The sequence below is a fragment of the Micromonospora sp. WMMA1947 genome, from assembly GCF_027497355.1.
Classification (GTDB): domain Bacteria; phylum Actinomycetota; class Actinomycetes; order Mycobacteriales; family Micromonosporaceae; genus Micromonospora.
On the sequence record NZ_CP114909.1, the window covers coordinates 237,027 to 248,541 of the forward strand.

Below are 11,515 nucleotides of genomic sequence, written 5' to 3' on the forward strand. Positions count from 1 at the left end.
GGCGAAGTTACCACCCGCGCCGAGGGCCCCGGCGTGGCGCGGTCCCGGCTCGCCGGAGGGCCCGTGGCGGCGGTTTCCCGCGCTCACGGTGGCCTGTTAGGTTACGAGCCATGCCAGAGATCCTCGACCAGGCCCGCGAGCGGGTGCTGGGCAACGGCGTCGGCCTCGACGAGGCCGGCATCCTCGCGGTGCTGAACCTTCCCGACGAGCACCTGCCCGCCGCACTCCAGCTCGCCCACGAGGTCCGGATGCGCTGGTGCGGTCCGGAGGTCGAGGTCGAGGGCATCGTCTCGCTGAAGACCGGCGGCTGCCCGGAGGACTGCCACTTCTGCTCGCAGTCCGGCCTGTTCACCTCGCCGGTGCGCTCGGTCTGGCTGGACATCCCGGCGCTGGTCGAGGCCGCGAAGCAGACCGCCGCGACCGGGGCGACCGAGTTCTGCATCGTGGCCGCCGTGCGTGGCCCGGACGCCCGGCTGATGAAGCAGATGCGCGAGGGCGTCGCCGCCATCCGCGCCGAAGTCGACATCCAGGTCGCCGCCTCGCTCGGCATGCTCACCCAGGAGCAGGTCGACGAGCTGGTCGAGATGGGCGTGCACCGCTACAACCACAACCTGGAGACCTGCCGCTCCTACTTCCCGAACGTGGTCACCACGCACTCGTGGGAGGAGCGCTGGGAGACGCTGCGGATGGTCCGCGAGTCCGGCATGGAGGTCTGCTGCGGCGGCATCCTCGGCCTCGGCGAGACGGTCGAGCAGCGCGCCGAGTTCGCCGCCCAGCTCGCCGAGCTGGACCCGCACGAGGTGCCGCTGAACTTCCTCAACCCGCGCCCGGGCACGCCGCTGGGTGACCGCCCGGTGGTGGAGGGCAAGGACGCGCTGCGCGCCATCGCCGCGTTCCGGCTGGCCATGCCGCGCACCATCCTGCGGTACGCGGGCGGCCGCGAGCTGACCCTCGGTGACCTGGGCACCCGCGACGGCCTGCTCGGCGGCATCAACGCGGTGATCGTCGGCAACTACCTGACCACGCTGGGTCGCCCGGCCAACGCCGACCTGAAGCTGCTGGAAGACCTGAAGATGCCGGTGAAGGCCCTCTCGGCGACCCTGTGAGGCAGCGGTGACCGAATCCTCCCCCGCCGGCACGGCGGCTCCCGCCGTGCTCTGGTGCGACAGGTGCGGCGAGTCGGTGGCGGCCGGGCCGCACCCGGCGTGCGAGGCGGCCCGGGCGTGGGAGCCACCGCGTTGGTGCGCGTCCTGCCGACGGCGGATGAAGGTGCAGGTCGTACCGGCCGGCTGGTCGGCGGTCTGCGTCGAGCACGGCGAGCGGCGGGGCTGAGGCGTGCTGCGGGGGCGGGCGGTGACGTTGCGGCCGGTGACCGACGCCGACGTGCCCGCCCTGGCCGCGATCCGGGCCACCCCCGAGGTGCGCCGCTGGTGGCGCGGCGGTGACGACCTGGCCGAGTCGGTCCGGGCCGACCTGGCCGACGACGCGTTGACGACCTACGCCGTCGAGCACGACGGCCGGCTGGTCGGCGCGATCCAGTGGTACGCGGAAACCGACCCGGACTACCGCCACGCCAGCCTGGACGTCTTCCTCGACCCGGCGGTACGCGGCTCGGGGCTGGGCGGCGACGCGATCCGCACCCTGGTCCGGCACCTGATCGACGAGTACGGCCACCACCGGTTCACCATCGACCCGGCGGCGGCGAACACGGCGGCGATCCGGGCGTACGCGAAGGTGGGGTTCCGCCCGGTGGGCATCATGCGGCGCTACGAGCGCGGGGCGGACGGGCGCTGGCACGACGCGCTGCTGATGGACCTGCTCGCCGAGGACCTGGCCGGCTGAACGAACGGGCGTGCCCGGCACCGCACGGGTGCCGGGCACGCTCTGTTCGAACGGTGTGACGGTCAGCGCTGGAGGGTCAGCACACCCGGCCGCCACGGCAGCAGGTTGTAGTCGCCTCCCGCACTGGGGTTCTTGCCCTGGTACAGGAACTGCAGGTTGCAGGGGTCGATGGTCTTGGTCTGGTCGGGGTTGGTGCGGACCAGGTCACCGTGGCTGATGTCGTTGGTCCACGTGGCGCCGCTGTTGGCCTTGCCGGCGAAGGGGTTGCTCTCCGTGGCGGCCTGCGGGGTCCACGAGCCGTTCAGGCTGTTCGACGTGAACGACCGGAAGTAGCGTCCCTGGCTCCCGATCGCCTCGACGATCATGAGGTACTGGTTCTGGCCCGCCACCTTGTAGACCTCGACGCCCTCGAAGAGGTTGTTCGTCGAGTCGCTCATGATCGTCGTGTAGCTCGAACCGAAGCTGCCCGGGAAGTTCCCGAGCGGCATGCTCGACCGGTAGATCTTGCCGTTGTCCCCGGCGAAGAACAGGTACATGTTCTGGTCGTCACCGATCAGGGTCTGGTCGATGACGCCGTACGGGGCGTCCGGCAGGGTGGCGGTGGACAGCGTCTGCGCCGAGGACCAGCCATTGGCGTTCGTCGGGTCGCTCGACGTCTTGTAGCTGAACGAGGTCGGTCCCCACTGGTACGCCAGCACCCAGATGTTCTTCGGCGCGAAGTACAGCAGGGTGGGCGCCACGGTGCCCTGGCTCATTCCGTTCTGGCCGGCCGAGGCCATGTCGGACCAGTTCGTGAACGGGGTGAAGTTCATCGAGCTGTACTGGCCGCTGCTGTTGACGTACGACCCGTAGACCAGGTGCTTGCCGTTGTAGACCACATTCGTGAAGTCCTTGAGCGAGACCCAGCCGTTCTGCGGGTTGGCCAGCGCGCCGGTCGACGACCACCGGTAGGTCGACGGGAGCGAGCAGCCGCCCGGCGGGGGCGTCGTGGTGGCCGGCGGCGGCGTGGTCGGCGAGGTGCCGCCGCCGAAGTTGGTCCGCCACTGCTGGTTGGTCTGCCCGTGGCAGTCGTACAGCTGGACCTGCTGGCCGTTGCCGGTGCCCCAGACGTCCAGGCAGCGGCCGGACTGCACGCCGCTGATGGTGCCGTTGGAGTTGATGTTCCACTGCTGGTTCGACTGGCCGTTGCAGTCGTAGATGATGATGCCGGTGCCGTTGCCGGTGGCCGCGCCGTTCGCGTCGAGGCACTTGCTGCCGTAGACCATCAGCTGCTTGCTGGAGGTGTACGTCCACCGCTGGTTCGACTGGTTGTTGCAGTCGTAGAGCTGCACCCGCGTGCCGTTGCTCTGCGAGGAGTTCGGCACGTCGATGCACCGGCCCGACTGCACGCCGACGATCTGGCCGGCGCCACCGCTGGGCGGCGGTCCCGTGGTCGGGGTCGTGGTCGGCCCGGAGGTCGGGGCGGCCGCGTTGAGCGCGTTGAGGACCGAGTTGTACGCGGCCTTCTTGTTGCCGCCGCCGTCGAACAGCAGCGGGCTCTCGTTGGAGCGCCACGAGTCGCTGTCCCGCACACCCCACACCGTGATGCCGATGCAGCGCGGCACGTTGATGCACGCCTGGGTCAGACCCGCGTACTGGCTCGTCGAGGAGTTCGTGACGTCGACCTCGGTCAGCGCCACGTCCACACCCAGCGCGGCGAAGTTCTGCAGCGTGGTCTGGAAGTTACCCGGCAGCGAACTGCCGCCGGTGAAGTGGGTCTGCAGACCCACACAGTCGATCGGCACACCACGGGACTTGAAGTCCCGGATCATGTTGTACACACCCTGCGTCTTGCCGTACGACCAGTTCTCGATGTTGTAGTCGTTGTAGCAGAGCTTCGTCGACGGGTCGGCCGCCCGCGCGGTGCGGAACGCCACCTCGATCCAGTCGTTACCGGTGCCCTGCAGGTTCGAGCTGCGGCGGCTGCCGTCCTCGTTGAACGCCTCGTTCACCACGTCCCACGCGGCCAGCTTGCCCCGGTAGTGGGCCATCACGCCGTTGATGTGGTCGATCATCGCCTGACGCAGGTTGCTGCCGTTCAGGCTCTGCATCCAACCCGGCTGCTGCGCGTGCCACGCCAGCGTGTGACCACGGACCTTCAGCCCGCGCTGCGTGGCCCAATTGTAGATCTGGTCACCGGAGGAGAAGTTGAACTGGCCCCGGTTGGGCTGGAGCGCTTCCGGCTTCATCTCGTTCTCGGCCGTGATCATGTTGAACTCACGCGCCGCGATGGTGCTGTACGTGGAGTCGTTCAGCCGGCCCGCCGCGATGGCCGTGCCGAAGTACCGGCCCGACTGCGCGGCGGCCGCGCCCAGCGTGCTCGCGGCGGCGTTCGCCGACGGCATCATGACCGCGACGGCGGCCACCGTCACGGCGCTGACCGCGCCGGCGAGCAACGCTCGGACCACGGGCGATCGCCGTCGCCGACTCCCGCCGCGATGAACTGATGGGCTCATTGCCATCTTGGCCTCCTTACTGGCCAACACCCAGGCCGTCGGGGCGGGACGACTGGACGTCTCGATAGGGGATCTAGCTCCGTCGATGCTTCCATCGCGCACCGACGGGGACAATGGTGTTTCGGAAAAGTTTCGGAACGTTTTTGGCCGCGCGGGGCGGGGCGAGGCGTGACCGGTCACCCGGGGTGCGGCACCGGCCACGCCACGCCACCTCGACGGTCAGGAGACCGTGCAGGCGGCCCCGTTGAGCGTGAAGCCCGTCGGCCTCGGGTTGGCGCCGGTGTGGGTGCCGTTGAAGCCGAAGCTCGTCGACGCCCCCGGTGCCAGCGCCCCGTTGTAGGACAGGTTCGACGCGGTCACCGCCGTGCCGGTCTGGGTCACGTTCGCCGACCAGGCCTGCCCGACCTTCTGCCCGGCGTTGCCGAAGGTGAACGCCAGCGTCCAGCCGTTGATCGCCGTGGTGCCGGTGTTGGCGACTGTGACGTTCGCGGTGAACCCGGTGTCCCAGGAGTTCGCCGTCCAGGTCACCGCACAGGCGCCGCCGGCAGGCGGCGCGGTGGTGGTCACCGTGACGCCGGGCGAGGCGGGCGAGACGTTTCCGGCCGCGTCCACCGCCACCACCGTGAACGTGTACGTGGTGGACGCGGTCAGCCCGGTCACCGCCAGCGTGGTGCCGGTGGACGAGCCGACCAGGACGTTCCCGCCCCGGTAGACGCGGTAGCCGGTGACGCCCACCGCGTCGGTGGACGGACCCCAGGTCAGCGTCAGTCCGGTCGCGCCGACCGCCGAGGCGGTGGGCGTGCCGGGCGCGGTCGGCGCTGTGGTGTCCGGCGCCGGGCCGGCCGGCGTGGTGACGCTGACGGCGGCCGACGACGCGGACCTGTTGCCGGCGCCGTCGAGGGCCCGCACGGTGAACTGGTACGTCCGCTCCGGCGTCAGCCCGGTCACGGCCAGGGTCGCCCCGGTGGAGGCGGTGACGACCGGGTCGGCGCCGGCCGAGGCACGGGTCACCTCGTACCCGGCCAGCCCGCTGCCGCCGGTGTCGGTGGACGCGGCCCAGCTCAGCGTGAGCCCGCTCGACGTGACGGCGGACGCGACGGGCGTGCCGGGCACCGAGGGCGCGGTGGTGTCCGGTGTGGCCGATCCGGGCTCCTCGCCCCAGACGCGCACGCCGCCGGAGTAGAGCGGCACCTTGGGGTTGGGCCCGGCGGTGGCCTGGTACGACGGGTCGTTCGTCGGGTCCCAGGTGCCGCCCTCCGGCACCCCGATCTTGAACTGGACCTCCATCCGGTGCTGCGACTGACCGGCCGGCGCGATGGTGTAGCCGGTGCAGTCGACCTCGACGTACCAGATGTCGCCGGAGAACTGCTTCGCGGCCGACGGCGACGGGCAGCCCTGGGTGTAGCCGGGCGTGACGGTGACCGGTCCGGTGCCGTCGGGCCGGAAGAAGTACCGGAACTTACCGGTGGTCAGTGCCCGGGCCGGGAACGCCGACTTGTTGTAGATGATCGCCTTGAGCCCGGTGGCGCGCGGCTCCGCCTGCATCACTGTGGTCTCCACCGTCAGCTCGTCCATGTCGGGCGTCTCGGCGGACGGGAAACCGGCGCGCGGGCTGCCGCCGTACTCGTTGGCGAGCCGGGCCAGCGCGGAGGTGAAGCCGGCGTTGTAGTCGGTCGCCACCTCGTTCATCACGTAGTCCGACCGGCTGTCGGTGTACGCGTCGTTCGCCGAGGACGGGCCGCCGACGAGCGCGCCGTAGAGCACGTGCCGGGTCTCGGTGGGTACGGTCTGGCTGTCCCACCAGGAGCCGTGCGCGGTGCGGTGGTGCGGGTTGCGCGGCGAGTTGGCGCCGAAGCCGATCTGGTAGCTGGAGTTGCGCGGGTTGTCGCCGAGCGCGTAGTTGATCTGCCGGACGGCGAAGTCGTGGTAGCGCGTCTTACGCGTGGTGTCGGTGGTCTTGTCGCTGTAGACGAGCGCGGCGAACGCGGTGTTGGAGGCGTACCGCAGCGCGCCCCAGGAGTCGAGCACCGCCATCCCGCCCGGCGAGTACGGCACCCGCTGGCCGTTGACGCCCACGGTCCAGTAGTCCAGCCACCGGTTGGCGTCGTCGGCGTACTTCTGCTTGCCGGTCAGGTTGGCCAGCAGCACGTACGCGCCGAACTGCTTGTTGTCCCAGGCGATGGTCCACTTGTAGGAGCGGGTGGTGGACTGCGGCTCGGTGCCGAGCTTGTCGTACTCGCTCTCGGCCTTCGCCAGGTAGGTGGCGTCGCCGGTGGCCCGGTACAGCCAGATCGCGCCCCAGACCAGCTCGTCCTGGTAGCCGCTCCACGACTTGTAGAAGCTCGTCGCGTCGGTGATGCACTCGTGGTAGCTCTTCCGCACCGTGTCGGCGAACGTGTAGAGCTGCTTGGCGTGGCCGAGCAGCTTGTCCGCGTAGGCCGCGTCGGTGGGCCGGAACACCATCGACGAGGCGGCCATCGCGGCCGCCGTCTCCCCCGCCAGGTCCGCGCCGCCGCAGCTCGCGTCGATCTTGTACGCGGGCCGCGCCATCGGCATCACCTCGGCCGGACCCCACCACTTGTGGTCGTCGTCGCCCTTGCCGACCTGTCCGTAGAGGACGTTCGGGGCGGGGTGCGCCTTGACGAAGTAGTCGTTGACGAAGCGTAGGTTGTTCAGCAGGTGGGTGAGCTGGCCGGAGGCGACGTACCCGTCGCGGTACTCGACCGCGCCCCACGCCAGCATGGTGGCGCTGAACGCCATCGGGAAGCCGAACTTCACGTGGTCGCCGGCGTCGTACCAGCCGCCGGTGAGGTCGACGCCGACGTCGGCGCCGTCGGTCAGCGCGGAGTCGCCGCGCCAGGAGACCCGGTTCCAGGAGGGTTTGCGGCCCGACTGCTGCGCCTCGTAGAAGAACAGTGACTTCTGCAGCGCCTCGGCGTAGTTGAACGTGGCCGCGGCCTGCGGGGCGGCGGACGCGGGTGGCGGGGCGGCGACGGCCGTGGCCACGCCGACGGCCAGCGCGGCGCCGGCGGCGAACAGCCGGCGCAGCCGGGACCGGCCTGCGGGCGGCGGGATCGGACGGGGCATGGCGAGCTCCTGTGGCTGGCGCCGGGGCGGCAGCCGGAGCGGGGACGGGTTCGGGCTCCGGCTGCCGCGCGGCGGTGGTGGTGGGTGTCCACGAGAGATTCGGGAGCGCTCCCATGGACAATCGACAATGTAATGCGCCGTTCACCACAGGGGAAGAGCGCGCTGATCCGGGACACCCGGGCGTACTCACGGGTAACCATCGGGAGCTGGATCACACCATCGATTGATCTCGATATAGAGCGCGCTCTGCCCCAGCTCAGCGGCATGGTCGCGGACGCGGACGCGCCCCGGACGGTCCCGGCGGCGGCTCGGCCGTCCTGGCATACGAACGTACTGTTGCCCGGCTGTTCGGCCCCGCGGGACAGTACGCCTCACCTGCGGTGCCATCGATGCCGCCGCTCCCCGGACGACACTGAGGAGATCGCGATGGCTCTACGACTCGCCGAAGGCACCTCCTGGTCCGACACGCTCGCCCGGGCGGTCGCCGCCACGCCCGAGGCGTTCGGCACCGGCCCCGACGGCGCTCCCACGCTGCACAACCTCGTCCAGGGCGACTGGCGCGCGCTCGGCACGCCCTCCCCCGTCCGCACGCCGGTGGACAACACGGTGCTGGTGCACCTCGCCCGGCTCGACGCCGAGACGGCCCGCGCCGCCGTCGCCCACGCCGCCGACGCGCACCGGGAGTGGGCACGGACCCCGCTGGCCGAGCGCATCGCCCGGGTCACCGACGCGCTCGACGCGCTCACCGCGCACCGCGACCTGCTCGCTCTGCTGCTGGTCTGGGAGATCGGCAAGCCGTGGCGGCTGGCCTGCGCCGACGTGGACCGCGCGCTGGACGGCGTGCGCTGGTACGTGCAGGAGATCGAGCGGATGCTCGCCGACGGGCGGGAGCCGCTGCCCGGCCCGGTCAGCAACATCGCCTCCTGGAACTACCCGATGAGCGTCCTGGTGCACGCCGAGCTGGTGCAGTTGCTCGCCGGCAACGCGGTCATCGCCAAGACGCCGTCGCAGGGCGGCGCGGTCTGCCTCACCGTCGCGCACGCGCTGATGCGCCGCGCCGGGCTGCCCGCCACGCTGCTGTCCGGCAGCGGCGAGGAACTGTCCGAGGTGCTCGTCCGCGCACCGGAGATCGGCGCGGTGGCGTTCGTCGGCGGACGCTCCAACGGCGGCAAGGTCGCCGCCGCGCTGCTCGACTGCGACAAGCGGCACTTCATCGAGCAGGAGGGCCTCAACGCCTGGGGCATCTGGAACTTCTCCCAGTGGGACTCGCTCGCCGCCCACCTGCGCAAGGGCTTCGAGTACGGCAAGCAGCGCTGCACCGCGTACCCCCGGTTCGTGGTCCAGCGCGACCTGGTCGACGAGTTCCTCGACATGTACCTGCCGGTGGTCCGCTCGATCCGGTTCGGGCACCCGCTCGCCGTCGGTGACGACTGGTCGGCCGGCGACCCGCTGCCCGAGCTGGACTTCGGGCCGCTGATCAGCGCGGCGAAGGCCGACGAGCTGCGGCGCAAGGTCGACGAGGCGGTACGCGGCGGCGCCGTGCCGCTGCACCGCGGCAAGCTCGACGGCGCGCCGTTCCTGGACGGGCAGGACACGTCCGCGTACGTCGCCCCGGCCGTGCTGCTGGCCCCGCCCGGCCGCTCCCGCCTCATGCACGCCGAGCCGTTCGGCCCGGTGGACACGATCGTCGTGGTGGACACCACCGACGAGCTGCTGGCCCAGATGAACGCCTCGAACGGCGCGCTCGTCGCGTCCCTCGCGTGCGACGACGAGGAACTCGCCGGCAAGCTGGCGGTGGACCTCCAGGCGTTCAAGGTGGGCATCAACAAGCCGCGGTCCCGGGGCGACCGGGACGAGCCGTTCGGCGGCCGGGGCGCGTCCTGGAAGGGCGCGTTCGTCGGCGGCGACCTGCTCGTCCAGGCGGTCACGGTGGGCGGCGACGGCCGGCTCTACGGCAACTTCCCGGACTACAGCAGCTACCCGGCCACCTGATCCGCACAGACGGGCGGGGCCCCCGCATCGGGAGCCCCGCCGTGTCACCGTCCCCCGTATCGGAGGTCGGCCCCTGTGGCGCGTGACCGCGCCGGTTCCGGCCGCCGGGCCGTACCCCTCGGGTGTGCCGCGCCGTTGCGGCGCACCTCCGTGGTCCGGCCCGCGGCCGTCAGCTCAACTCGACCGCTGTGCCGGCACCGTCACCTCGGCCCGCACGACCGGATCCGCCGCCGGCCGCGCGGCCAGCGGCAGCGTCGCGGTGAGCACGCCGCCGTCGCGTTCCATCGCCACCGGCCGGTCGAGCCGGCGCAGCGTCCGCAGCATCGGCGTGTTCTCGGACTGCACGTGCAGCAGCACGGCGGCGTACCCGGCCCGGTCGGCGTGCCCGACCAGGCGGCGCAGCAGCGCCGAGCCGAGGCCCCGGCGCTGCCAGTCGTCGCGGACCAGCAGCGCCGCCTCGGCCTCGTCGCCCTCGCCGAGCAGGTTCGCCATCGCCACGACCGGCTCCGCCGCCCCGCCGGAGCCCGCCGTGGCGAGCAGTGTCACGCCCCGCGCCGGCTCCAGCAGCCGCCGCAACCGGGCCGGCGACGGGTCCGCCGCCCCGCTCAGGTAGCGCCGCTGCCGGCTGCGCGCCGAGCAGGCGGCGTGCAGGTCGCGTACGCCGGGGATGTCCTCGGCGGTCGCGGCCCGCACCGACACCTCGCCGCCGTCCGGCAGCACCAGCGTGATCCGGTCGGCGTCCCGGCGGGCGAGCGTCGCCGCCAGCTCGACCAGGGCCTGCGCGCGGGCGTACTCGGCCGGGGTGAAGCTGGGCTCCCGGCGGTGCAGTTCGTGGGCGCCGCCGGCCGGGTCGGCGAGCACCATCGTCGTGCCGCCCACCCCGCCCGGCGCCACGGCGGGTGTCGGACGCCAGGTCACCGTGTCGGCGCCGAGCAGCGTGCGCAGCACCTCGCCGGTCGACTCCGGGTCACGGACCAGCCGCCCGGCGAGCCCGAGCACCCGGGTCGGCTCGTCGGCCAGCCCACGCGCCCCGCTGCGCGCGACCCAGCAGTCCCGGCCCCGGCCCCGCTCCACGGCGGCCCGCAGCTCCGCCTCGGTCACCTGCTCGGGCGCGTCGACCAGGAAGTCGTCGACCGCCCCGGCCTCGGTGGTGTGCACCTGCACGCTGAGGATGTTGACCCCGCGCAACGCGAGGCTCGCCGTGAGCACCGACAGGTAGCCCGGCCGGTCGTCCACGGTGGCTCGGATCCGCCACAGCGCCATGGTTGTCTCCCTTCCTCAGCACCGACCATGCCGTCCGCCTGTTGCGGGCCCGTTGCCCCGGGGTGACGCGGGCCGACCGGTCAGGTGACGGTGGTCACTGGCGGCGTGCCGACCAGGTCCAGCCGGTCGCCGAGGATCACCGCGCTGGCGCGGACGAGCTGGGCGAGCCGGTCCACCTCGGTGGAGTGGAACCCGGCGGCGGCGAGCGGCTCGCTGTGGTCACGGGCGACCACGAGCACCAGCCCGGCCCGGCCGAACGGCGCCACCGCGTAGTGGTGCCCCTCCGGGCTGGTCATGGAGCGCGCCCGCAGCGGGGTCACCTCCGGCAGCCGCGGCGGTGACGGCGCCCGCCAGCTCGCGTGGCCGATCGCGGCGACGCCGGCTTCGCCGCTGCGCGAGGCCCAGTCCAGGGGTACGACGGCGGCCACCGCCCAGTCCGCAGCGAGCAGCCCCGGCACCGCGTCGACGAGCGTGGCCACCCCGTCGACCGGGTTCGCCGCCACCTGGGCGAGCAGTTCGGCGTCCTGCCCGGTGGTGGTGGGCGCGCCGATCGCCCGCCACACGCCGTCCACCCGGACGCCGGGGATCGCGGCCAGCCCGGCGAGCATCCGCTCCACCCGCGCCGCACCCGGCCAGACCACCGTGAAGTCGTCCACCGCCCGGCCGCCGAGCCGTTCCAGCACCACCACCTGCACGATGTCCGCGCCGGAGACGCCGAGTGTCCGGGCCACCTGGCCGAGCGTGCCCGGACGGTCCGGCAGGGTCACCCGAACTCTCAGCAGCATGTCTGATCCCCTCCGCTCGGCGGGCCGGCCGAGCGGCCGGCAGGCTGGGGC

The 11,515-nt window shown here is 72.3% G+C and carries 8 protein-coding genes; 4 read left to right on the forward strand and 4 right to left on the reverse strand.

The genetic code is table 11. From position 1 onward, the window contains the following. Nucleotides 1–110 precede the first annotated feature (110 nt). From bioB to O7604_RS01185, 3 genes are read left to right on the forward strand one after another with little or no spacing between them, the layout of a single operon-like run. Nucleotides 111–1,106: a biotin synthase BioB gene (gene bioB / locus O7604_RS01175; protein ID WP_269701110.1), complete on the forward strand. Its 996-nt coding sequence runs from the start codon at nucleotides 111–113 to the stop codon at nucleotides 1,104–1,106. 7 nt (nucleotides 1,107–1,113) lie between these two features. Beyond that, the gene (locus O7604_RS01180) at nucleotides 1,114–1,332 is read left to right on the forward strand and encodes a hypothetical protein (protein ID WP_281578612.1); all 219 of its coding nucleotides are present in this window, start codon (nucleotides 1,114–1,116) and stop codon (nucleotides 1,330–1,332) included. Nucleotides 1,333–1,335: 3 nt separating this feature from the next. Beyond that, nucleotides 1,336–1,842: a GNAT family protein gene (locus O7604_RS01185; RefSeq protein ID WP_194803252.1), complete on the forward strand. Its 507-nt coding sequence runs from the start codon at nucleotides 1,336–1,338 to the stop codon at nucleotides 1,840–1,842. A 62-nt stretch (nucleotides 1,843–1,904) separates the two neighbouring features. On the opposite strand, the gene O7604_RS01190 is transcribed toward O7604_RS01185, so the two are convergent. Both O7604_RS01190 and O7604_RS01195 read right to left on the reverse strand, forming a co-directional pair. Further along, complete coding sequence (locus O7604_RS01190; protein WP_281578613.1) at nucleotides 1,905–4,343, reverse strand: non-reducing end alpha-L-arabinofuranosidase family hydrolase; 2,439 nt, start codon at nucleotides 4,341–4,343, stop codon at nucleotides 1,905–1,907. A gap of 213 nt (nucleotides 4,344–4,556) precedes the next feature. Further along, complete coding sequence (locus O7604_RS01195) at nucleotides 4,557–7,424, reverse strand: glycoside hydrolase family 9 protein (protein WP_281578614.1); 2,868 nt, start codon at nucleotides 7,422–7,424, stop codon at nucleotides 4,557–4,559. 426 nt (nucleotides 7,425–7,850) lie between these two features. On the opposite strand from O7604_RS01195, the gene O7604_RS01200 reads away from it, so the two are divergent. After that, the gene (locus tag O7604_RS01200; protein ID WP_281578615.1) at nucleotides 7,851–9,416 is read left to right on the forward strand and encodes an aldehyde dehydrogenase family protein; all 1,566 of its coding nucleotides are present in this window, start codon (nucleotides 7,851–7,853) and stop codon (nucleotides 9,414–9,416) included. Nucleotides 9,417–9,590: 174 nt separating this feature from the next. Here O7604_RS01200 and O7604_RS01205 read toward each other — a convergent pair whose 3' ends face one another. Together O7604_RS01205 and O7604_RS01210 are read right to left on the reverse strand one after the other, a co-directional pair. Beyond that, entirely contained in the window at nucleotides 9,591–10,679 is a 1,089-nt protein-coding gene (locus tag O7604_RS01205) for a GNAT family N-acetyltransferase (protein ID WP_281578616.1), read from the reverse strand. A gap of 80 nt (nucleotides 10,680–10,759) precedes the next feature. Continuing rightward, a complete protein-coding gene (locus O7604_RS01210) occupies nucleotides 10,760–11,464 on the reverse strand; it encodes an amino acid-binding protein (protein ID WP_269701122.1) in 705 nt (234 codons plus the stop codon). Nucleotides 11,465–11,515: the final 51 nt, after the last annotated feature.

What these genes read in the sequence shown, in the direction of transcription:
- O7604_RS01210 (WP_269701122.1), bottom strand. Translation starts at nt 11,464, where the DNA reads ATGCTGCTGAGAGTTCGGGTGACCCTGCCGGACCGTCCGGGCACGCTC.
- O7604_RS01195 (WP_281578614.1), bottom strand. Translation starts at nt 7,424, where the DNA reads ATGCCCCGTCCGATCCCGCCGCCCGCAGGCCGGTCCCGGCTGCGCCGG.
- O7604_RS01205 (WP_281578616.1), bottom strand. Translation starts at nt 10,679, where the DNA reads ATGGCGCTGTGGCGGATCCGAGCCACCGTGGACGACCGGCCGGGCTAC.
- O7604_RS01190 (WP_281578613.1), bottom strand. Translation starts at nt 4,343, where the DNA reads ATGGCAATGAGCCCATCAGTTCATCGCGGCGGGAGTCGGCGACGGCGA.
- bioB (WP_269701110.1), top strand. Translation starts at nt 111, where the DNA reads ATGCCAGAGATCCTCGACCAGGCCCGCGAGCGGGTGCTGGGCAACGGC.
- O7604_RS01200 (WP_281578615.1), top strand. Translation starts at nt 7,851, where the DNA reads ATGGCTCTACGACTCGCCGAAGGCACCTCCTGGTCCGACACGCTCGCC.